The 21533-nt window shown below is 59.5% G+C and carries 18 protein-coding genes and 2 pseudogenes; 6 read left to right on the top strand and 14 right to left on the bottom strand.

Going from position 1 to position 21533, the window contains the following annotated elements; all coding sequences use genetic code 11:
• Nucleotides 1-12: 12 nt before the first annotated feature.
• The 4 genes and pseudogenes from SBC1_RS36025 to SBC1_RS36010 all read right to left on the bottom strand — a co-directional run bounded on the left by SBC1_RS36025 (nt 13) and on the right by SBC1_RS36010 (nt 1816).
• Nucleotides 13-282, bottom strand: coding sequence for a DUF2249 domain-containing protein (locus SBC1_RS36025; RefSeq protein WP_165106530.1), 270 nt, complete (start codon nt 280-282; stop codon nt 13-15).
• A gap of 35 nt (nt 283-317) precedes the next feature.
• The gene (locus tag SBC1_RS36020; protein ID WP_165105348.1) at nt 318-860 is read right to left on the bottom strand and encodes a hemerythrin domain-containing protein; all 543 of its coding nucleotides are present in this window, start codon (nt 858-860) and stop codon (nt 318-320) included.
• Between the two features lie 22 nt (nt 861-882).
• Nucleotides 883-1513 (bottom strand): annotated as a pseudogene (locus SBC1_RS36015) (NnrS family protein).
• Nucleotides 1514-1564: 51 nt separating this feature from the next.
• Entirely contained in the window at nt 1565-1816 is a 252-nt protein-coding gene (locus tag SBC1_RS36010; RefSeq protein ID WP_243830330.1) for an Rrf2 family transcriptional regulator, read from the bottom strand.
• Between the two features lie 816 nt (nt 1817-2632).
• On the opposite strand from SBC1_RS36010, the gene SBC1_RS36005 reads away from it, so the two are divergent.
• Nucleotides 2633-2896, top strand: a complete 264-nt coding sequence (locus SBC1_RS36005) for a DUF2249 domain-containing protein (RefSeq protein WP_165105350.1) — start codon at nt 2633-2635, stop codon at nt 2894-2896.
• Nucleotides 2897-4014: pseudogene (locus SBC1_RS40745) on the top strand (hypothetical protein).
• 563 nt (nt 4015-4577) lie between these two features.
• Here the strand turns inward: SBC1_RS40745 and SBC1_RS35990 are convergent.
• A complete protein-coding gene (locus SBC1_RS35990; protein WP_165106532.1) occupies nt 4578-5147 on the bottom strand; it encodes a hemerythrin domain-containing protein in 570 nt (189 codons plus the stop codon).
• A gap of 1183 nt (nt 5148-6330) precedes the next feature.
• Here SBC1_RS35990 and istA point away from each other — a divergent pair.
• The 4 genes from istA to SBC1_RS39685 all read left to right on the top strand — a co-directional run bounded on the left by istA (nt 6331) and on the right by SBC1_RS39685 (nt 10103).
• Nucleotides 6331-7878, top strand: coding sequence for an IS21 family transposase (gene istA, locus SBC1_RS35985; protein ID WP_165987047.1), 1548 nt, complete (start codon nt 6331-6333; stop codon nt 7876-7878).
• Nucleotides 7879-7896: 18 nt separating this feature from the next.
• Nucleotides 7897-8655, top strand: coding sequence for an IS21-like element helper ATPase IstB (istB, locus tag SBC1_RS35980; protein WP_165987049.1), 759 nt, complete (start codon nt 7897-7899; stop codon nt 8653-8655).
• Between the two features lie 110 nt (nt 8656-8765).
• On the top strand, nt 8766-9062 hold the full coding sequence (locus tag SBC1_RS35975; RefSeq protein ID WP_165989179.1) for a hypothetical protein: 297 nt from the start codon (nt 8766-8768) through the stop codon (nt 9060-9062).
• Nucleotides 9063-9281: 219 nt separating this feature from the next.
• Entirely contained in the window at nt 9282-10103 is an 822-nt protein-coding gene (locus SBC1_RS39685; RefSeq protein WP_165105360.1) for a helix-turn-helix domain-containing protein, read from the top strand.
• 156 nt (nt 10104-10259) lie between these two features.
• Here the strand turns inward: SBC1_RS39685 and SBC1_RS35965 are convergent, their stop codons facing one another.
• The 9 genes from SBC1_RS35965 to SBC1_RS35925 all read right to left on the bottom strand — a co-directional run bounded on the left by SBC1_RS35965 (nt 10260) and on the right by SBC1_RS35925 (nt 21517).
• On the bottom strand, nt 10260-10676 hold the full coding sequence (locus SBC1_RS35965) for a PAS domain S-box protein (RefSeq protein WP_165105363.1): 417 nt from the start codon (nt 10674-10676) through the stop codon (nt 10260-10262).
• 70 nt (nt 10677-10746) lie between these two features.
• On the bottom strand, nt 10747-11907 hold the full coding sequence (locus tag SBC1_RS35960) for a cytochrome P450 (protein WP_370469730.1): 1161 nt from the start codon (nt 11905-11907) through the stop codon (nt 10747-10749).
• 190 nt (nt 11908-12097) lie between these two features.
• Nucleotides 12098-12508: a ribonucleotide reductase subunit alpha gene (locus tag SBC1_RS35955; RefSeq protein ID WP_165106534.1), complete on the bottom strand. Its 411-nt coding sequence runs from the start codon at nt 12506-12508 to the stop codon at nt 12098-12100.
• A gap of 58 nt (nt 12509-12566) precedes the next feature.
• A complete protein-coding gene (locus SBC1_RS35950; protein WP_165105368.1) occupies nt 12567-13781 on the bottom strand; it encodes a nitrate/nitrite transporter in 1215 nt (404 codons plus the stop codon).
• 142 nt (nt 13782-13923) lie between these two features.
• Nucleotides 13924-14721, bottom strand: a complete 798-nt coding sequence (locus SBC1_RS35945; protein ID WP_165105372.1) for a peptidylprolyl isomerase — start codon at nt 14719-14721, stop codon at nt 13924-13926.
• A gap of 15 nt (nt 14722-14736) precedes the next feature.
• Nucleotides 14737-15420 carry a respiratory nitrate reductase subunit gamma gene (gene narI / locus SBC1_RS35940; RefSeq protein ID WP_165105383.1) on the bottom strand — a complete coding sequence of 228 codons (684 nt, stop codon included), beginning with the start codon at nt 15418-15420 and terminating at the stop codon, nt 14737-14739.
• A gap of 54 nt (nt 15421-15474) precedes the next feature.
• Nucleotides 15475-16155: a nitrate reductase molybdenum cofactor assembly chaperone gene (gene narJ, locus SBC1_RS35935; RefSeq protein ID WP_165105388.1), complete on the bottom strand. Its 681-nt coding sequence runs from the start codon at nt 16153-16155 to the stop codon at nt 15475-15477.
• Nucleotides 16155-17696 (bottom strand): nitrate reductase subunit beta, encoded by a 1542-nt coding sequence (gene narH, locus SBC1_RS35930; protein WP_165105399.1) that lies wholly within the window; start codon nt 17694-17696, stop codon nt 16155-16157. Before narH ends, narJ begins: the two co-directional genes overlap by 1 nt.
• A complete protein-coding gene (locus SBC1_RS35925) occupies nt 17693-21517 on the bottom strand; it encodes a nitrate reductase subunit alpha (protein WP_165105409.1) in 3825 nt (1274 codons plus the stop codon). The genes narH and SBC1_RS35925 overlap by 4 nt, the downstream gene beginning before the upstream one ends.
• Between the last annotated feature and the right edge of the window lie 16 nt (nt 21518-21533).

The following is a 21533-nucleotide window of genomic DNA, read 5'->3' as shown; positions in this document are numbered from 1 at the left end:
TTTGTGGGCATTTCAATCCACCGCCTTCACCGTGAAGTCAATCACGATATTGCCCGGCTCACGAGCGACATATCCTATGTCCACGCGCGGCCCGAAATGACGCTCGATCTGGGCCAGGAGCGGCAGCGGGTCGTGATCATTGACAAAGCGCATCACCTCGCCTGGCTCCAGCGCATCGAGCGCACCGAAAATGGCCGCGTGGCGAAAACGTCTGGCAACGCCGCGTGCATCGAAAGCGTACTGCTGGGAAAGAATAGGAAGGACGTCTCCTGGATTTTGCATCGCTGTTTCTCCGGAAAGGCGGTTGATCGTGGCCGTCACTGCGTCGTGATGGTGCGTCGGGCGACCATGGTCGCGCTTAACCTGGCCAGTTGCTGTCGATCAAGGCACGCTTCAGCAAATGGAAAAATCTGACTCTCCTCCAGGACAATGTGGCCACGGTAAGCTCCGACAAAGTCAGCCACCCAGACCTGTTCGAGCAGCCTTGTTTTTCCTTCGACGATGTCGGCGAGCACAGTGCGCAATTGCGCCCACGCGGCCTCCAGGACTCGATGCTCGTCAAGCAGGGATGCGATCCGTTCGCCCACCGATGAGCACTGGCGTTGACTGATCTCGATCAGCATCGGAAAGAGATTCTGTTCCTCGTCAGCATGGTGATGCAGGCCCGCCACGTCGAAATAGCGCATGACGTTTCTGGCTGCCTGCTGCGCCTGCATATTTGGGCCATGCAAAGGCAGGTGCACCACAAGCTTCTCGAGCGTCGTGCACTGCGCTGCAATGCGCTCATGGCACGCCCTGAGCATTTCGACCGGTTCGTCGAAAGAGGGCGCGGGTTTAATCAAAAAGTTGTCCGGCTTCATTTTGCACTCACATCGTTTCGCTTCAGCCAGCCTTGCCGTCAGTTCGCGGACGTGTCAGGTAGAGCCAGTATTGGCGCGCGTACAGAGCGAACGCCACGCCGTAGCACAGGCCGGCAGCGTCGATCCACCAGATGCTCCCGCTACTCGCGAGCAACGGGCCGAAAACGCGCAGAATAGCGGCGGCGATCACGAGGCAGTAACAGGCAATAAGTTGACCCGGCGACGAGCCTGCGGCTGGTATGGCCGAGCGCGGTACGCGTGATCATGGCGATGATCCCGCCTCCGAGCAAACCGACGGCAAGGGCATGAAGCGCGATGGAATGCGGCACAAATCCGAGCGCGCTCAGCGCCAGCGGGGCGAAGCTGAGTGGAACCCAAGCGTAGGCCGCGTGAAGGATAGCGAGAATCGGTCGGCGGCCGACCTGCCACGAGCGCCATTCCGCGAGCCGGATGCCATGGACCACGGCCGTAGCGCCTGCCGCGCTGCCGACAAGCCACGCGCTCGCGCCCAGCGCATTGTATGCAAACGCTAGCAGCGGCAACGGCACGGCCAGCGCTTTGATTGCCGACCAGCGCCTGAATGCATAGCCGGGTACAGCGTTAGCCGTGAACATCGGTGTGACGCGACCCGCGATGATGGTGACGAGCGTCACCAGCAGTCCGACGGCTGCGTCAGCAGAGCGCAATGCCAGATCGGCTCGTCCCTACAACACCCATGCGTAAAACAGGACGTTCAGATGGCCGAACTGCGCCAGATGGGTGCCTCCGGCTCGGCCGCGCGTCGTCTCGATGAGGCCGACCTGGCTGAGCTCGTGAATGATTTTCGTCAGGTGATTGCGCGAGATCCCATAGGCCCCCGCGATTTCGTCGATCGTCGCAACGCCACCATCCGGGTACTTCAGAGCGAGATACATCATCACCGGAATCGTGTAATCGGTGTAGACGATGAGGTGCATGGTGGATCCTTCCTTGAAGCGGCCCGGTTGAGCCCGAGTGCGAGCCCGTTCAACATGGGCCAGCACTTAACATATATTTACAGTACATCATTTGCACTGGATTCACAATGTCATCGACAGATTGGTTCGATTGGCCATTGAGAAATAAACCTGGGTGTCAGAACAATTTTAAGCGCCTGTGCAGAACGCTCCAGACCGTCGACGGTTAGTGTTTCTCATAGTGCGACCAATTGACCCAGATTGAACTCGTGAGCTCGGCTCTGTGCTAAAAGATATATTGAAAATACATTTTATTCGCCCGGCAGGCGTAGCGTCGGGCCGAGCTTCTCGACGGCCTCGAAAGGAGCGTGTCATGCGATTGACGACCCAACGTGCATGTCAATGGCTCATGCCACATGCCTATCTGTCGAGGCTTCCCGCGCTGCCCTGTCTGTTTTGGAGCGTGCGCTCGATGATGCGCCCAATTCGCGAGCAGTTGCGCGTAGCAGCACCGTCCTGGGCAGGCTGCCCCGTCCGGGCCCGCAAGTGCATTTACGACCGCTTCGCCTCCGTGAAGACGGCTCATTCGTCGGGAGCTAGCGCCGTCCTTCATCTGGGTCGATGAACGTGACTTTCCACAGGTTGGAAGACCACCATGAATACGAAAACGCTTTCAGCGGGCGATAGTCGTCCGCAGGATCGCATCAGCCGGCGATGAAGTTCTGGCCCTGGCTCGGGGAGTCGCGCCGAGGCCGCTCGCGAGGTGCTTCATCGGCCTGGACATTGACGCTTTTTGTCCATCTCATTGTGTTTGTTGTTTCATTCTGGAGTACGAATATGTCTACCATCGCAATCTCTCCCGCTGTGATCGTCGTCGACGTTGGTACTGTTGATCCGCGCGAGCGCCATTCAATGGTTTTCGACACGTTTGCGGGACTGGCTCCCGGCCAGGCACTCGAACTCGTGTCGGATCACAATCCCGAACCGTTGCTCGAAGAGTTTGTTGCCGAACTGCCGGACGGGTTCTGGTGGCGGCGCGAAAAGGGCCACCTCAACCTGTGGCGCGTGCTGATTGGCAAGCCAGCGACGGCGCTCGATTGACTGCAGCGACCGTGCGTACCACTGCTTTTTCTGCGATTCGCAGCGGCCGCCACAGGCATCGTCGCAGTCCCGCTGCTCGTCTGCGCGGTGCCTACCCGGTTTGGCGCGCCTGGGCGTGATGGTGTCGGCGTCCGCGCTGACACGCGCAGCTTGGCACGGCGTGCTGATGATTCCGGTGTTTTTCGGCACCGTTATCAGCCTGGAGCGGGCGGTGGCCATGCAGCGGGTGGCGCCTTATCTCGCGTCGAAGCGCACGGTGGTTGCTAGCTTTGCGCTGCTGGCCGGTGCGCCAGTGCCGCTCGTGCAGGCATTGCTTGTGATCGCTGCCGGTATCCTGGTAACTGCCAGCATCAAGCTGGCGTGGCGTCAAACCATGCTGTTCCTGGTCGTCCTGACGGGCGCTGCAGTTTGCTGGGCGGTCGGCAATGGCGTGTGACTGATCGTCGGCGATGTATCGGCCGCGGTGCCGTGGTGGCGGTCGTTCCTGATCCTGACCATTGCAGGCGAACGCCTCGAACTGACGCGTCTGCTGCCCGCGCCACGATGGGCACCTGGCAATTCGGGATCATAGTAGTGGTCATCCTTGCCAGCGCGGCCTGTGCACTGTGGCGGCCCGAGGGCTCCCTGTGCGTTTTCGCCGGCGGGCTGCTGGCGCTGGCCGCGTGGCTCGCACGCCATGACGTCGGCCGCCACACCGTGCGACAGACAGGATTGGTGCGCTTCATCGCCGTGTGTCTTTTGTCGGGCTATGGCCGGCCGTCGGCGCGCTGTTGGGTCTCAGCGGCGCCTTGGCGCCCGGGCATGCATGGCGGGACACTGCGCTGCGCACGATCACACTGGGCGTCGTGTTCTCGATGCTCCTCGGCCACGCGCCTCTCATCCAGCCGGCCCTCGTGGCGGGCGCGCCTGGCGTACCACCAAGCTTCTATGTGCCCCTCGCAGCGCTGCACGTCGCACTCCTGGTGCGAGTGGCCGGTGGCTTGAACGGAGCGTTCGGGTTGCGCCAGGCGGGCGGACTCGCGAGCGCGGGGGCGCTTGCGCTCTTCGCGTTCACGTTCCTGACCGGTGCGTATCGTACCTGGCGACGAAGTACTTCCAGCGTCATATCGAGCCGGTAGCGTGATGTCATGGCAGCCGCCCGGGTGCCGCGGAATCGATCGCCACGCCCGCGCTTGTGGAGGCATCGAGCAGAATTTCTGGCCCAGGTAAGCAGCGGCGAAGCCCGGTTTGCGGGCTTTCGCGCTATGTGACGCCTGACAGGTCCTCCGGATCGAGTTGAAATGCTATGCGGATGGCTGGGCGCAGCGCAATGCCGTCTGCGAATGGTGGGCTAACCCGTGCGCCAGAGCCCTGAGCCCTCGGGCAGGGCAGGACTTTGAAGGTGGCGGCGCTTCGCTGTCGACGTGGCGTTCACAACTGGAGCACTGCTCGAAGCGCACGATTTCATCTGGAAGCAGGAGACGCATGTTCTCCGCGCCGTCTAACCGGTTTGCGCCGCACCATCGACGACGCCAGCATGAATGGCCCCAACGGGCATCTCGCTGGTTTGGACAATTCACAACGATGAGGGTTGCCCCTCGAAGACTTCACGGCCACGGTTAGTCAGAAAGTACCCCGTTTCGCGCATGAAAAGGTAGTCCTGGAGAGTATCCGGGACCAGGATGCAAAGTACGGACCTTTATCATGTCCCGTCCTGGCTGGAAGCCTGCGCCACACGATCGATCTGCCTGCGCAGTACCTCGAAGCGCTCCAGCGTGTTGTCGCCGAATAGCGGATCGGGATAGACCGGCACTGCGGCAGCTACCGCAGTCCAGTCCTCTTCCGTCAACACCTGTGCCGCACGAGGCATTACAACGCGCTCCTCGGTGGCAAGATGGTGACGATAGTACACAAGGTACGTCGCTGTGGCGGCCTCCAGATGCGACCGTGGGGCCAACACATCTTCCGCAATTTCCTTAAGGCAATTCAGTAGCTCCTCGCCAGCCGTCGCGATAACGCGATGCTCCTGGAGAAGCCGGTTCACCAGCAATTGGACCCCCGGATCCCGTTCGGCCAGCCGCGCGTAAGCAACATCCTCGGGGGGATGGTGAACGCGATCGGCAAAATTCTGCATGTAGTAGAGGATATCGGACATAAGCGCGTAGTCCGGGCGCTCTCCCTGATGGAATTCAGCGACCTGTTCTTCCAGGACATCGAGGAGGCGCGCGAAATTGACGTGCTCTGCATGCCATACGGCGAGTGAGGCTGCCATCATCAGCTCCGTTGAGATTGAATCACGGACGATAAAGCGTTTGCCCGTAACTTCTTGCACGTCATGGCACTGAGCGGCCAAACGCGAAATGTGCAACTGGGCGGTGCGGCACAAGTGGGACTGATACGACGTCGCCCGGCCGTCACTCCTGTTCACTGCAACGTCTGTCGCTTAGAACGGTTCATCATGCACGGCGCCGGAGCCTCGCGTGCCCCGAACATGGCAAAAATGCAACCATCGCAACGTAGCGTCAATGCGATGCCAGGCACAATCAATTTTTGTTGACTTAACGGCAATGCAATAGACGCGCCGGCAGACGTCGGGACAAGGACAGTCCGTTTGCCGCAGGTCTCGCTCACATTCATTCTCGAATCACGCGGATCGTGTGACCCTGTGCTCGTCCGTGTTCATCGGGTCGCTAACGGCAGCGCGCCGCTTCTATTTAGGGTAGTTTCGCTGCCTGGCGAGGCATTGAGATAGATCAAATCTTCGTTGACGGTTGCCGACTCCGCTGTCTGGCCGGGGGAGTCTCCACATTGACCACGGGGCGATCGACCTGGCGCGGCGCAAATTCCTCGCGGCGCCTTCAGATCGGGCAACCTGCCGTCCATCAACAACGCTCTCAAATGCGCGGCCAGGACGTCATCGACCGCGGCGAGCTCAAGCAACCCAATAATCGCCTTGCAGGCATGGTGCTGCGTCAGTCGTGCCTCGAGCTGCTTTCGCCTCCAGAGAAAGGCCTCACGCGGAAACAGCTCGTCGTGGAACGCGAGTTCCTTGAGGGCCTGCGCTTGCGCTTGAGGCCCTCAAGGAAGTGCTGCTCATCGGGGGCGCGGCGGTTGTCGCCAGCACGCGAGCCGCACGGGGTGCTCAGCACCGGCGCGCTGGACAGATAGCCGGTGAGTCGGTCGCCAATGCGTTGCGCTGGATCGCGTGCGCGGGTGCACCTCCTTGTATTTGATGCCGTATGAGTTTCCGCCGTGGGAGCCGGGTTACCGGTTGAATATTCCACGCCAAAGTGAACAGGGATTCCACGGCAAAAAGAACACGAATTCCACGGCAAAGTTAATGCCGATTCCACGGCAAAAAGAACAGGGTTTCCACGCCATCGCGAACAGGAATTTGAGGTGGCGGCGACGCGGGTCAACGGTGGCACGATCGACAGTTTTGTCGGGAGTGCCGAATGGCAAATGTCAGGTTGACCATGCGCAAAATCAGGGAAGTGCTGCGGTTGCATTTCGAGTGTGACCGCAATCAGAGGGAAATCGCCGACGCGGTGGGTGCCTCGACGACGACGGTGTGGCATTACCTGCGCCGCACGCGGCTGGCAGGGCTGAGCTGGCCGCTGCCACCGGAACTGCTGACAGACGACGCGGCGCTCGAGGCAAGGCTGTATCCGCCGCCGGCGCGGCGCGAGCCAACGCGCGGCATGCCGGACTGGCCGACGGTGCATCGCGAGATCGGCAGGAAAGGCGTCACGCTCGATCTGCTGTGGCAGGAATACAAGGCGCAGCATCCGGACGGCTGCGGCTACAGTTGGTTCTGCAAGGCTTACCAGGAATGGGCACAGCGGCTTCCGGTCACGATGCGGCAAACGCACGTGCCGGGCCAGAAGCTGTTCGTCGACTACTCGGGCAAGAAGCTGGGCATCATCAACCCGGACACCGGTGAAATCCGCGAGGCCGAGTTGTTTGTCGCTGCGCTCGGCGTGTCCGGCTTCACCTTCGCGGAACTCACGTGGACCCAGCAGTTGCCAGACTGGATCGGCTCGCACGTGCGCGCCTTCGCGTTCTATAACGGTCTGGTCGAGATACTGGTCCCTGACAATCTAAAATCGGGCGTGCACAAGCCGGGGTTTTACGATCCGGACATCAATCCAACCTACCAGGAAATGGCTAGGCATTACTCCGTGGCCGTCATCCCGGCTCGCAGTAAAAAACCGAGGGACAAGCCGAAAGCGGAGCTGTCCGTCCTCCTGGTGCAGAGATGGGTCCTCGCCCGCCTGCGCAACCAGCGCTTCTTCAGCCTGGGCGAGGCTAACCGGGCGATCGCCGCGTTGCTGAGTGATCTGAACAACCGGCCCTTCAAGAAGCTGCCTGGCTCACGCCGTAGCGTCTTCGACGAAATCGATCGCCCGGCACTCAGGCCGTTGCCCGAGCAGCCCTATCAGTACGCGGAGTGGAAGGTCGCGCGTATCGGCCCGGACTATCACGTCGAGCTAAATCAGCACTATTACTCGGTGCCGTATCGCTACGCGCGCGAACAGGTTGACGTGCGCCACACGATCAACACCGTCGAGATCTTCCATCGCGGCCAACGCATTGCCGCTCACGGCAAAAGCGCTCGCCGTCGTTACCACACCACGATCGACGCGCACATGCCGCCGGAGCACTTGGCTGTTGCCAAGGGCTGGGATCCGGAGCGGCTGCGCAACTGGGCCGCCGACATCGGCCCGCATACGGCAGCCGTCATCCAGCACCTGCTGGGTGCCCGCAAGCATCCCCAGCAGTCGTATCGCACCTGCCTGGGTGTGCTGCGCATGGGCAAGGACTACGGGCGCGACCGGCTCGAAGCTGCTTGCCGCCGCGCCATCGATCTGAAAGCGCCGAACTACAAGTTCATTGACTCGACGCTAAAGAACGGCCTGGACCGGGAGCCCGAACCCACTACCGTGCAGGCCGACCTGCCGCTTGTGCATGCCAATGTGCGCGGGCCTTCGTACTATCACTGAAGCTGAAAGGGAGTCTATATGCTGCATCATCCCACTGTCGACAAACTACACGCGCTGCGCCTGCCCGGCATGGCGGCGGCGCTTGCCGAGCAACAGTCCCAGGACGGCATTGACCGGCTGGGCTTTGAAGAACGTCTGGGGCTGCTGGTCGAGCGTGAATCCAGTGAACGTGACTCGCGACAAACGGCGGCCCGGCTGCGTCGGGCCAGACTGAAGGTCCCCGACGCGTCGCCCGAGGACATCGACTATCGCACCCCTCGCGGCCTGGACCGGGCGCTCACCGCCCGGCTGCTGACCGGTGAGTGGCTTCGGGAGAGGCAGAACCTTATCCTGGTTGGTCCGACTGGTCTCGGCAAGAGTTGGTTGGGCTGCGCCTTCGCCATCCAGGCGTGCCGCCAGGGGTTCTCCGCCTGCTATCTGCGCGTGCCGAAACTAAACGACGAACTGGCGATTGCACACGGCAGCGGGCGCTATGCGCGATGGCTCGCACAACTTGCCAAGACGGATCTCGTGATTCTCGACGATCTGGCAATGGCGCCGCTGACCGATTCCGCGCGGCGCGACCTGCTGGAGGTGCTCGATGACCGGCACGGACACCGATCCACGCTGGCCACCAGCCAAATTCCAGTGGAGCACTGGCATGAGGCAATCGGCGAACCCACCGTCGCCGACGCGATCCTTGACCGACTCGTGCACAACGCTCATCGCATCACGCTCGCGGGCGAATCGCTACGCAAGACGCGCAGTCGATTGACCGCAAAGCCGCAGTCCGAGTAAAAAGGTAAAGGTCCCGCGTCGCTACGCTCCGCTTGTTCGCGATGGCGTGGAATCCTTGTTCACTTTGCCGTGGAATCACGATTCACTTTGCCCTGGAATGGCTGTTCACTTTGCGTGGAATACGCAACCGGTATACGCAACGCTGGATTCATGAGGGCTGTATCGAGGTCGTGCTGAACGGCCTGCATTTGGTCGTCAGGGTCACGCAGGGCCGCAAAGGCGGTATAAGCATCGGCCCCGACGAGTGGGCCGCGCCCGTCCGGCAGCGCGAAGGCTCGTTGTGGCGCGCATGGAACGAATGGCTTGACGGGCATTCCCCCGCAAGGCGCGCGGTGTCGCCGTCCTTTGGCTTCTCCGATCTCCACAACACCACGCTCACCGATACGCCTGGCACCTCCTTCTTTTAAAAGTGAAGGGAAGTGCATCGGCGATAAACTCCCGCACAACCGCGCATTTGACGAACTGGTGATCGGCGATTCGGTGCCGCCTGCGTGCGCCGGTGAGCGCAACTGCATCGCCCCGGTCACCGCCGTCGTACGACACGGCCCCGCACGAACCGACCAGGCGAGATAGACTATCTCCGACGTGTACTTCGCGATTCTGACGCGATCTCAGGCAGAATAACCATGAACCGCCCGTCGGTCAGCTCTCATCTTCCTGCCACCCATGCCGGTTCAGTCTGGCGGTGGATCAAGTGGAGTTTCGTCGTCGTGATTCTGGCGGCCATCGCCATCGTGGTGCGCATCGTCCAGATCGAAATCGACACCTTGCGACTGCAGGCGCGCTATCTCTCCGAGCTCACGCGCGATATCGGCTTCGCGGTCGAGCCGGGGCGAGCCACAGTACCGCTTTCCCGCGACGAATGGTCCTTACGACGTGCGGCTCGGCTATGCGGAGCTCCCTGCGTTCACCGAGCGGCTCGAAAAGCGCGCTTTGCCATTGCTGCGCAGGCGCGCGATTCGGCGCGCATGATTTCACTCGCCGATGACGGCCTTTTCCTCCCTTATGAGGAAAAGGCCCAGACGGGCATCGTGCTGCGCGGCGCGAACGGTGCGACGCTGTTCCATACGCGCTACCCGCAGCGCGCCTACGAGAGCTTCGAAGCCGTGCCGCCGCTCGTGCGCGACTCGCTGCTCTTCATCGAAGACAAATACCTGCTCGCCGCCGACCAGCCGCACCGCAATCCGGCCATCGACTGGGGACGCTTTTTCCCGTGCGCTCGTCAACCAGGGCGTGCGCGCCTGAACATCTCTGCGCGGCTGCAGCGCGTCGGCTATTCGCCGGCGAAATTCCATCTTCGTATGACACGTGACGAAATGGGCAGCTACCTGGGCTTACAGCTTGAAACGGTTAGCCGCTCTTTTTCAAAGTTCCTGAAGGCGAGCTTGATCGAGGTGCGCGGCAAGCAGATAAACATTGTCGACCGGGGCGGACTCGAGCGCATCTGAACCTGTCAAAACGGACGTGCGCGGTAACGTAACATGTGACTGGGGCCGCCAAAATTGGCAAATATCGCGGCTTCTTGAGAATGCTCATAAAGGGTCGGCTACCGCTTGATATAGCGACCGCATCCGAAGTGACCGGCGCAATGAAGTCATGCCGTACTACATTACGCCGTTGTGGCTAGAGACAGATTTTTCATGTTCAACCCGCGCGGTGACGTCCCGGGCGATTGCAACCGAGCCAAGCACTTCACCCTCCTGATTGTTCACCATCGCGAACGTCATTTCGACGTAAAGCTTCTGACCTGTCTTGCTGATCGCACGGGTCAACGTCGCGCGACCATGCAGCCTTGTACGACCACTTGTCATCGCCGCTTCGAAGCCGCGCCAGTGTGCGGCCCGCAGATGTTCCGGGATGATCAGATCAAGGTTCTGGCCTAGCGCCTCCGCGGCACTGTAGCCGAACAGCGCCGTGGCAGCACGGTTCCAGCGCACGATGGTACCGGCAGGGTCGGCATAGATAACGGCGTCAGCCGTCTGTTCGATTATCCATTCAGCAAGCGCGGGCGTTTCTTCCATGATGTCACTCCTGATCGTTTCAAGGGGGCGATGGGACTTTGAGTGCCCGCGTGGTCGAGCACTAGGGTACTCACTCGATGCGCAATGGCAATGCAGAAAAACCAGCAGCCGGATACACGGCTTTCGTGAGGGGGCTGCCCGGCACGAGCGCAATCCAGTTGGTGCGCTCAAGCAGTTCTTCCATGCCAACACGCAGTTCTAGCCGCGCGAGCGGCGCACCCGGACAAACATGGATGCCGGATCCGTATAGGAGGTTACTGGCCGGATCGCGGTCAAGCCGGAACTCGTCGGGGTCACCAAAAACCGTCTCGTCCCGGTTCGATGATGCCCAGATGAGCGTGATTCGCTGGCCGACGGGTACCTCGTGACCGCCGATTTTCACCGACTTGGTACTGATGCGGCGGTTGGCGATGAGTGGTGCCCGGATCCGGAGTATTTCGTCGATGGCCTTTGGCAATACCGATGGCTGCTCCCGCAACCGCTGCTGGACATCGGGATGTTCGGCAAGGTAATGAGCGAGAATTCCGATACACGCCGCAATCGTCCCAAGTTCGCCGACGGTCCAGTTGCGCAGGACGCTGACAATTTCGTCGTCGTGCAGCAGCCGGTCCCCGATCCGCTCACGTAGCAGGCTGGTCGTGATGTCGTCTTGTGCTTCCGCGCCCGATTGCCGCCGTTGCGCAAGCAAGCCCTTGATGTAGGTGTCAAATTCGACGGCCACCCGGTCGAGAGCGATTCTGTCACCCGTTAGTGTGGCTTCACGATTTTTGCGAATCCAGTGAAGCAGTGGCGCGCGTAGTTCCTGTGGCCAACCCAGAAAAGCGCACTGGATGTTCATCGCAAAGTCTTGTGCAAACTGAGCGTTAAATTCGAGCTCGCGGCCTCTCGAAAGTCCATTTACCAGAGTGGCGGCAATGTCCCGGCACACCGGCTCAAAGACCGCCATCCGCTGCGGGCTGAAATAAGGCTCGACAATGGTTCTGTACTGGGTGTGCTCAGGAGGATCCATGCCATTGGGCACGGAGAGATAGCTCGAGACCGCACTACTGAACGTTTCAGGATCGTTGAGCACGCGCATGACATCGTCATGGCGGAATAGGGATAAGTTCAGGTAGTCACTGTGCGCGACGGGACAACGGTGCCGCATTTCATCATACGCCGCAACCTGATCGTGCGTGACGGCCTCGGACCTCGGGTCCCAATCGTTAGTCGGCTTCTCGTTCATGCTCATTCCTTACCTGCTCCTGGCATCGAAAGCCGGCTGTTTCGTGACTTCTCGGGCACGGCTTGATGCCTGTCAGTTTGCCGGGTGTCGCGCGATTCCGTCACCGTGTAGCTCAAGCAATCGTTTCTTTGCGTTCTGATCCTCTTCATGGGGAACGTGTCATCGTCGAGGCCATTGCAGTCAATGAGAGATCTGTTCAGGGTGGAGCAAGTAGCACTGCCTGACCATGTGTATCGAATGGAATAAACATGCCGACAGTTCCCGCTTTGATAGATTCCACCATCCTGTTCAACGGCGCTTCGGCATCCTCAGCCTGCGGCACACGCCCGTTTTTACCGGAGAGAGCGGCGACGAAGACGATTGCCCATTCCTGGAGAACCTGTCGCGATTCTTCGACCAGGTCGCTAAACGTGCCGAGTTCTTCGAGCGTTTTGTCCACGCACATCAGTGGCGTCAGCGCGCCACCCTCACCAGCTTCGAAGCGGGCCCGCTGTTCGGGCGTAGAGTCCCCAGGCAACTCAGCTGTGGTAAATACGAATAGCAAACGCTGAGGTTCAGGTTGTTGCCGCGCGACGCGAATCAGCTCATCAAAACTTGAAATACTCATCATCAGTGGTCCATGTGGTGTCGTGTCGGTAGGGCGCAGTACGTTGGCTCTTTTACAGTCACTGCGGAACTGTTCCGTCGATGCGGACCTGTCGGACGCTGGATTGATACAGCAGAATCAGCGACACCCAGACGATGCCGTACAGAAACATGAAGCAACTCGAGCGAACGCCGAGCCAATCAAGAACCACACCGAAAAGGATTGGCAGCAGGAAGCCACCCAATCCACCAGCCAGTCCAACGATGCCGGTGACGACACCCATTTGCTCCGGAAAGTCGTCGGCGACGTACTTGAACGTCGAGGCCATACCGAACGCGAAGACCGCGCCAAGAATGAAAAGAAGTCCGATGAAGACCGGGACACCCAGATGGATATGAAAGCTGCGCGGGCCGCCGAGCGTGCTCACCACGAAAGAGGTATCCGGGTACGACAACAGGAACAGACATACCCACGCGACCCACAAGCCCCACCACGTCACCTGATGCGCACCAAAGCGGTCGGACAAGGTGCCACCCAGCGCGCGCAATACCGATCCCGGCAGCGAAAAACCGGCGGCTAACGCCGCGGCGGTGACAACCGAAAAGCCGAATTCACCCTTCAGATATTGCGGGACCCACAGTGACAGCGCGGTGAACCCACCGAAGCAGATCGAGTAGTACTGGCAGTACTTCCATATCTTTGGATTCTTCAGAACCTCGAACTGCTTGTACCATGGCCCGGACGATTTCCCTGCGCCCGGGTCGGTCGCGGAGCCCAGCCAGAAGATCAGCGCCGTGACGAGGAGCGCGAGCGCATAGATCTTCGGGACAGCGCGCCAGCCGTAGGCCGCCTGCAGCGAAGGCGTGATGAATAAATTTACCGCGGCGCCGGCCGTGCCGGCGCCAAAGAATCCCATCGCAAAGCCACGTTTTTCGGGCGGGAAGAACCGCGCGACATAGGGCGTCCCTACCGCAAACGATGCGCCGACCGCGCCAAGACACAGGCCGATTGCAAGGAATTGCCAGAACGCCGTCGCGTATGCGATCAGGAACACAGGGACGGCGCAGAGGACCAGCAATAGCGTCATCACCACGCGACCGCCAAAACGGTCCGTCCAAATCCCCAACGGCACGCGCAATAGTGCGCCGGTCAGAACCGGCGTGGCCGTGAGCAATCCGAACTCCGTGCTGTTCAGCTCAAGCTCGGTTCGTAGCTCGATGCCGAGCACGCCGAACATCATCCAGACGACGAAGCAGACCAAAAATGCCAAAGTCGTGACACTTAACACCAACATTGGACTTTTTCGTGAACTCATAACTGCTCCAGAGCAGGACGATAACGATGATGGCTACAAGTGGACGTCATCGATCAAGGTAGGGGCGATGGGCGCGTATCAAATGCGGATGCTGATTCGCTGTAAACCCCACCGCAAATCACTATTGCAACAACAAACCGGGGCGTACATCCAATGTGATGCCACGCAGATCGGCGTTTGCGGCCAGCAGCGTCAAATATTGCTGAATCGACTTATGCCGAACATGCTCAAGAAGATAGCGTCCGATGGTTTCTCGTACTGCTTCGTATGGCAGCGCGAGTCCCTCGATCCGGCGCTCCACCAACACGATATGAAAGCCATAGCGCGTGTTGACGAGCCCCGTCAGCAGGCCGACCTGTTTGCTGTCGAAAATTGCCTTCTCGAATTCGGGCACGCTCTCACCGCGGGTCAACTGGCCGAGATTTCCACCGACCTGACCGGACGGGCAGTTTGACAGGGTGTTGGCGAGCGCCTCGAACCGATCGGGATGCTGAACGAGTTCTCGATGCGCCTCTTCCGCGCGGGCGCGAACCTGGGTCATGGCGGACTTGTCTGTCAGCGCAAAGAGGATGTGGCGCGCAAAGACCAGGTCGGGACTGCGAAACTTCTGCGAATTTGCCGCGTAGTAGCGCAGACATTCCTCATCGGATGGCACGGGAGTCGCACATTCCAGTTCCAGCAGGCGGTCAGTGACCTGATCATCGAGTTCGGCGTGCGCCACAAGCAAACCCATCGTCACGGCTCGCTGTGTGAGCAACTCACGCACCACCAATGCCAGACGTGCGGCCCTGTCTGGATCGGCTTCATTCAGGTGGGACGCAGATTCGGTATCAATTGCGGCTGCATCGATCAGGACGCCGTTGACACTGAGCTCAACCAGGTCTGATACCGCCGATGTGTCAATCGTGTTTGAAGACATGTGATTTTCCTCGCGTTAGCGCTTACGCACGATCTGGTGCGGCCGAAACAAATAGGCTACGGTTGCCATGCCACTCCATATATGAACAAGACGCGTGAATGGAGAAATGAGGAAGATCGTGAAGCCCAGCACAATATGAATTTTGTAGACGAGCGGCACCGGGGCAATGAGATCGGCGACGGATTGGAACGTGACGATTCCCTTGACATAGGTGCTCAGCGTTTCGAACATGACCCCGTCCATGTGGGCCAATGAAAGCGGGACGGTGGAAAGTCCGAGCGCAAGCTGCAACCACAATATGACCAGGACCAGAATATCCGCGTGCGCGCTATTGATGCGAATTCGCGGGTCCGATAGCCGTCGATACAGCAGAATCGTTAAGCCGATGATTGCAACAATGCCGGCACTACCGCCTCCAGCCATTGCAATGAATTGATGTTGTGAGGCGTTCAGAAATGGCGACACCATCCAGTGCGGCGCCAGAAAGCCTGCGAAGTGGCCGGCAATGACGATCAGTACACCGATGTGAAACAGATTGCTCCCCAGGCGTAGTTGCCGGCGTCTGAGCAGTTGCGAGGAATCGCTCTTCCAGGTGTACTGTTCCCGATCGAAGCGGATCAGGCTGCCAAGCAGCCAGATCGCGAGACAGACATAGGGATAAATGCCAAACAAAAGCGAATTGATGAAGTGCTGACTCATGAGGCATCTCCAACGAGAAACATGCTTTTGAACACGGTGTCCCGCTTTGCGGGACTACCGCGGTGGTCGTTTTTCATGAAACTGGATAGGCTGAGGTTGCGTTGAAACAGGGGCTTGCGCGCCCAGGAAACTGACGGGTGTGTCCTGCCACTCGCGATCGAGCGCTTCGCCATCGATCTCCGAGTCCGCTACGTGCGCGGGCGCCGTGACGTCCAGCGGCGCCTCGCCTGCCAGCGGCAGCAAGGCGGCCACTACCGCGAAGTAAGCGCTACCGCGCTCGGCGAGCTTCGTCGCAATTTGCCGGTTGATGTCGGCGATTTCAGCTAGCAGCGACCGCGCCTTTGCGGGTGTTTCGTGTGCGAGAAATTCCAGGAAGACGGGCAGATAGTCAGGCAACTCGCCTCCGCCGAGAAACAGCCCTTTTGCTTCGTACATCGCAAGCAAATCGACCATGGCTTGTCCCCGCTCGCGTGACTCGCCATGGACATGCTCGAACAAGTAAAGGGACATTGCCCGGCCTCGATCAAACGTTTCAACATAGTCTTCCTGCAGGTCCAGCAGGGGTCGCGACGCCAACTGGTCGACCAGCGCGATCAAAGCGTCACGTGTGGCGGGTGCAAAGGCCCGATGCCGTGCCATTGACGTACGAATCTCGGCCAGTCCCTCAACGAGAGATTCATCCGGATAGTCGAGCAGCGCGCTCAACATGCTAAAAATCGGTCCGTTGTTGTCCATTACTCACCCGCCGCGCGGATCGGAATCGTCTTTCGGTCCTTGCCGATGCCCTTGCGGCCGCCAAACAGGCTGGTTTCAGTCGTGCCATCTGAACACCCATTGCCGAACGAGAAACCGCACGATGCGCGCAGGTCGAAAGCATCTTCAGCATATTCACGATGTGCCGTCGGAATGACAAAGCGGTCCTCGTAATTGGCGATCGCAAGATAGCGATACATCTCGTCAACTTGCGCGGTGCTCAGATCGACCTCAGCGAGCAGTTCCGGACTTTCACGACGCTCTACGTGGCGCTCGCGCATGAATGCGCGCATGGCGAGCATTCGCTTGAGTGCGAGGCGCACGGGCGCTTCGCGTCCCGCCGTCAGCAAGTTGGCCAGGTAACGCAGGGGGATGCGCAACGAATCGACATCGGGGAGCAGTCCCTTCATGCCGAGGCGGCCGTCGTTGGTCGCTGAGTTGATGGGCGACAGGGGAGGGACATACCAGACCATCGGCAAGGTCCGGTATTCGGGGTGCAGCGGGAAGGCGATCTTCCACTCCATCGCCATTTTGTACACCGGTGAATGACGCGCTGCTTCAAGCCAGTTGTCCGGCACGCCATCCCGAGCGGCCTGCTCACGCACTGCCGGATCGTTTGGATCGAGGAAGATGGAAAGCTGTGCTTCGTACAGATCCTGTGGGTCTTCGACCGACGCAGCTTCCTGGATCCGGTCGGCGTCGTACAGCAAGACGCCAAGATAGCGAATTCGCCCGACGCAGGTTTCCGAGCATACCGTTGGCTGGCCTGCCTCAATGCGCGGATAGCAGAAGATGCACTTCTCTGACTTGCCGCTTTGCCAGTTGTAGTAGATTTTCTTGTATGGACATCCCGACACGCACATGCGCCAGCCTCGGCACTTGTCCTGATCGATCAGGACGATGCCGTCTTCCTCGCGCTTGTAAATCGCGCCGGAAGGGCAGGACGCGACGCAGGCAGGGTTCAGGCAGTGCTCGCAGAGTCGCGGCAGATACATCATGAAGGTGTTCTCGAACTCCCCGTAGATGTCCGTTTGCACCTGGTCAAAGTTGTAGTCCTGCTTACGCTTTTCGAATTCACCACCGAGGATTTCTTCCCAGTTCGGGCCCCACTCGATTTTCTCCATCCGCTCGCCGGTGATCAGCGATCGGGGCCGGGCAACCGGTCCAACCTTGACGTCCGGCGCGTCGTGCAAATGCGCGTAGTCGAAGGTGAACGGCTCATAGTAGTCGTCTATTTCCGGCAGGTTCGGGTTGCCGAAAATAGTCGCGAGCACACGCCACTTGCTACCGGCGCGAAGCTCGATCTTGCCGTTCGTCTTGCGCTTCCATCCACCGTTCCAGCGATCCTGGTTTTCCCAATCCTTGGGGTAACCAATGCCGGGCTTGGTCTCGACATTGTTGAACCAGGCATATTCCATCCCCTCGCGCGAGGTCCAGACGTTTTTGCAAGTGACCGAACACGTATGGCAGCCGATGCATTTGTCCAGATTCATGACCATGCCGATCTGAGCGCGGATTTTCATTTTTTATCTCCTGACTCATCGTCGGCCATCGCAAGCGTGGGGGCGCCATGGGCGAGCGTGTGTTGGTGACGGGCAGCCTCTGCCGACGACAGCACCGACGACGGCGTCGACTCATCCTTCCAGTCGACTGTGTTCATTTTGCGTACGATCACAAATTCGTCGCGATTGGAGCCGACCGTGCCGTAATAATTGAAACCGTAGGAAAGCTGCGCATAACCGCCGATCATATGGGTCGGCTTCGGCATGATGCGCGTGACCGAATTGTGAATCCCGCGTACGCCGGTGACTTCGGACCCAGGCGTGTTGATGATCTTTTCCTGCGCGTGATACATCATGACGGCGCCCACGGGAATACGCTGGCTCACGACTGCGCGGGCTGTCAGCGCTCCGTTCAAATTGAAGGCTTCGATCCAGTCGTTATCGACCACGCCAATTTTTCTGGCATCGATCTCGGAGATCCAGACGATGGGGCCACCGCGCGAGAGCGTCAGCATCAACAGATTGTCGGTGTAGGTGCTATGAATGCCCCATTTCTGATGAGGTGTCAGAAAGTTGAGTGCAATTTCGAGGTTCCCGTTCGATCGGCTACCCTCCATCCCCACCGTACTGCGTGTATCGATCGGTGGTTTGTACACGCACAGCGACTCACCAAAATCGCGCATCCACACGTGATCCTGATAGAGCTGTTGACGTCCCGAAAGGGTGCGCCAAGGAATCAGTTCATGCACGTTCGTATAGCTTGCGCTGTATGAGACATGCTCGGATTCGATCCCGCTCCACGTCGGCGACGAAATGATTTTGCGCGGCTGCGCCTGAATATCACGAAAGCGAATTTTCTCGTCTTCGCGTGCGCGCGCGAGATGAGTGTGGTCGGTGCCGGTGAGTGCCGACAGAGCCTGCCAGGCCTTGACCGCGACCGCGCCATTGGTTTCGGGAGCGAGCGACAGGATCACCTCAGCAGCATTGATGGCCGAAAGAATCTGGGGACGTCCGTGTGACACGCCTTCGTCAGTGACAGGATAATTCAGTGCGCGAAGCTGTTCGATCTCTTCGCCGGTTTGCCATGTGATGCCCTTGCCGCCGTTGCCGAGTGAATCAAGCAGCGGCCCGACCGACGTGAATTTTCGATAGGTATTGGGATAATCCCGCTCGACGGTCACGACGCTCGCCATGGTCTTGCCTGGAATGGGCTCGCATTCGTTGTGACCCCAGTCGGCGACCCCATCGGTTTGTGCGATTTCCCCAGGGCTGTCATGCTGAAGCGGCGAGAGCACCACATCGTGTTCTATGCCCAGATGACCAACGGTCAATTCAGAGAATTTCTGCGCGATGCCCTTGTAGATTTCCCAATCGCTCTTGGACTGCCACGCAGGATCGACGGCAGCGGACAGCGGATGGATGAACGGATGCATGTCTGACGTGTTCATGTCGTCCTTTTCGTACCAGGTCGCAGTCGGCAGAACGATGTCCGAATAGAGGCACGTGGTCGACATTCTGAAATCGAGTGTCACGACCAGGTCAAGCTTGCCCTGCGGCGCTTGATCGTGCCATTTCACTTCTTTGGGCAAGATGCCGGCGGTGGCTCCCAGGTCTTTTCCCTGCACGCCGTGCTCGGCGCCGAGCAAATGTTTGAGGAAATACTCGTGCCCTTTACCCGACGAGCCGAGCAGGTTCGAGCGCCAGACAAACAGGTTTCTCGGGAAGTTTTCCGGTGCGTCGGGGTCCACGCATGACATCTCAAGCGAGCCGTCCTTGAGTCCCTTCGCGACGTAGGCAGCGGCATCCGATCCGGCTGCCGCCCGGCCGACTTTAAGCGGATTGGTCTTGAACTGCGGCGCGGAAGGCAACCAGCCCATGCGCTCGGCACGGACGTTGTAATCGATCGGACTCTCGGCAAACTGGCTGCCATCGACCAGCGGCGACAGCAACTCGGTAACCCTCATGGTTTCATAGCGCCACTGGTCCGTATGCGCGTAGAAAAATGAGGTCCCGTTCATAAAGCGCGGCGGTCGGTGCCAGTCGGTGGCGAACGCAAGCGGCAACCATCCCGTTTGCGGACGAAGCTTTTCCTGGCCAACATAGTGAGACCAGCCACCACCCGATTTGCCGACGCACCCGCACATGACGAGCAGGTTAATGATCGAACGGTAGCTCATGTCCATGTTGAACCAGTGGTTCAAGCCAGCGCCGAGGATCACCATCGATTTGCCCTCGGTCTTGTGGGCGTTGTCGGCGAATTCGCGCGCAACGGCGATGACCTCATTGCGCTTGACGCCCGTAATTTTCTCCTGCCAGGCTGGGGTATAGGGTACGTCGTCGTCGAAACTGGCCGCCACATTGGCGCCGCCCAGGCCCTGGTCCACACCATAGTTGGCGATGAACAGGTCATATACCGTGGCGACGAGCACGTCGCCGTCGCGGGTCGCAACCTTACGTACACCGACGCGGCGCGGCAATACGCTGGCATGGCCTGTATGCGTAAAGTGCGTATGTTCTACATTGCCGAAATACGGGAAGGCGACCTCGATCACCTCATGGTGATCCTCGACAAACGACATCACCGGGCGAATTGGTGCGCCTTGTGCGTCCTCTTCTTTCAGATTCCATTTGCCGGCATCGCCACCTTCCTTTTGGCCCCAGCGAAACCCGATCGATCCCACTGGTGTCACGAGCTTTCCGCTCAATTCGTCGATGGCCACTGTTTTCCATGCGGCGTTGCTATCTTGACCCAATGCGTCTTCGAACTCGTCTGATCTCAGCAGGCGCTCCGGCACAAAGTGCTCGCCCTGTTTAACGATGCGCACGAGGAGCGGCATGTCGGTAAAGCGTCGGCAGTAGTCCGCGAAATAGGCACTCTTGCCCGCAACGTGGAACTCGGTGAGCACGACATGGCCCATGGCAAGACCAAGCGCGGCATCGGTGCCTTGCTTCGGGTGCAGCCAGATGTCGCCAAACTTGGCGCCTTCGGCATAGTCCGGGAAGATCGACACCACTTTGGTGCCGCGATACCGCACTTCGGTCATGAAGTGCGCGTCGGGGGTACGTGTTTGCGGTACGTTGGACCCCCACATCATGATGAAGGTCGAGTTGTACCAGTCGGCTGATTCGGGAACGTCGGTCTGCTCGCCCCAGGTTTGCGGCGAGGCGGGCGGCAAGTCGCAGTACCAATCGTAGAAGCTCAGGTTGACGCCCCCAATCAGTGAGAGATAGCGACTGCCTGCGGCGTAGGACACCATCGACATGGCCGGTATCGGCGAAAAGCCAACTATCCGGTCCGGACCATGCCGTTTAATCGTGTGGATGTTCGCCGCCGCGATGATCTCGTTGACTTCATCCCAGTTTGAACGGACGAAGCCACCCAGGCCACGGCGACGTGTATACGAGGCACGGGCTTGCTGGTCATCGACAATGGCGCTCCATGCTTGTACCGGTTCTAGCGTTAGTCGTTTTTCGCGCCACTGCCTGAGCAGTGCGCTGCGAATCAGCGGATATTTAAGGCGGTTCGCGCTGTAGAGGTACCAGGAATACGACGCGCCGCGCGCACAGCCACGCGGTTCGTGATTCGGCATATCAGGGCGGGTGCGCGGATAATCGGTTTGCTGGGTTTCCCAGGTGACGATCCCGCTTTTGACATAGATCTTCCAGGAACACGAACCTGTGCAATTAACGCCGTGGGTGGAGCGAACGATCTTGTCATGCTGCCAGCGCTGCCGGTAGGCGTCTTCCCACCCGCGATCTTCCTGGGTCGTCATTCCATGACCTTCTGAGAAGGTCGGCCTCGACGTGGAGAAGTATTTCAGGCGATCAACAAAATGGCTCATCCGATCTACTCCTAAC

Source organism: Caballeronia sp. SBC1, from assembly GCF_011493005.1.
Taxonomy (GTDB): Bacteria; Pseudomonadota; Gammaproteobacteria; order Burkholderiales; family Burkholderiaceae; genus Caballeronia.
The sequence above is the reverse complement of the archived record's forward strand: the minus strand, read 5'-3'. Positions and strand labels throughout refer to the sequence as shown.

Bases quoted from the DNA above. Each gene is read 5' to 3' on its own strand.
- SBC1_RS39685 (WP_165105360.1), top strand. From the start codon at position 9,282: ATGAACCGCCCGTCGGTCAGCTCTCATCTTCCTGCCACCCATGCCGGT.
- SBC1_RS36025 (WP_165106530.1), bottom strand. From the start codon at position 282: ATGCAAAATCCAGGAGACGTCCTTCCTATTCTTTCCCAGCAGTACGCT.
- SBC1_RS35945 (WP_165105372.1), bottom strand. From the start codon at position 14,721: ATGTCTTCAAACACGATTGACACATCGGCGGTATCAGACCTGGTTGAG.
- narI (WP_165105383.1), bottom strand. From the start codon at position 15,420: ATGAGTCAGCACTTCATCAATTCGCTTTTGTTTGGCATTTATCCCTAT.
- SBC1_RS35965 (WP_165105363.1), bottom strand. From the start codon at position 10,676: ATGGAAGAAACGCCCGCGCTTGCTGAATGGATAATCGAACAGACGGCT.
- istA (WP_165987047.1), top strand. From the start codon at position 6,331: ATGGCAAATGTCAGGTTGACCATGCGCAAAATCAGGGAAGTGCTGCGG.
- SBC1_RS35950 (WP_165105368.1), bottom strand. From the start codon at position 13,781: ATGTTGGTGTTAAGTGTCACGACTTTGGCATTTTTGGTCTGCTTCGTC.
- narJ (WP_165105388.1), bottom strand. From the start codon at position 16,155: ATGGACAACAACGGACCGATTTTTAGCATGTTGAGCGCGCTGCTCGAC.
- SBC1_RS35925 (WP_165105409.1), bottom strand. From the start codon at position 21,517: ATGAGCCATTTTGTTGATCGCCTGAAATACTTCTCCACGTCGAGGCCG.
- SBC1_RS35955 (WP_165106534.1), bottom strand. From the start codon at position 12,508: ATGAGTATTTCAAGTTTTGATGAGCTGATTCGCGTCGCGCGGCAACAA.
- istB (WP_165987049.1), top strand. From the start codon at position 7,897: ATGCTGCATCATCCCACTGTCGACAAACTACACGCGCTGCGCCTGCCC.
- SBC1_RS35960 (WP_370469730.1), bottom strand. From the start codon at position 11,907: ATGAGCATGAACGAGAAGCCGACTAACGATTGGGACCCGAGGTCCGAG.
- SBC1_RS36020 (WP_165105348.1), bottom strand. From the start codon at position 860: ATGAAGCCGGACAACTTTTTGATTAAACCCGCGCCCTCTTTCGACGAA.
- SBC1_RS36005 (WP_165105350.1), top strand. From the start codon at position 2,633: ATGTCTACCATCGCAATCTCTCCCGCTGTGATCGTCGTCGACGTTGGT.
- narH (WP_165105399.1), bottom strand. From the start codon at position 17,696: ATGAAAATCCGCGCTCAGATCGGCATGGTCATGAATCTGGACAAATGC.
- SBC1_RS35990 (WP_165106532.1), bottom strand. From the start codon at position 5,147: ATGGCAGCCTCACTCGCCGTATGGCATGCAGAGCACGTCAATTTCGCG.
- SBC1_RS36010 (WP_243830330.1), bottom strand. From the start codon at position 1,816: ATGCACCTCATCGTCTACACCGATTACACGATTCCGGTGATGATGTAT.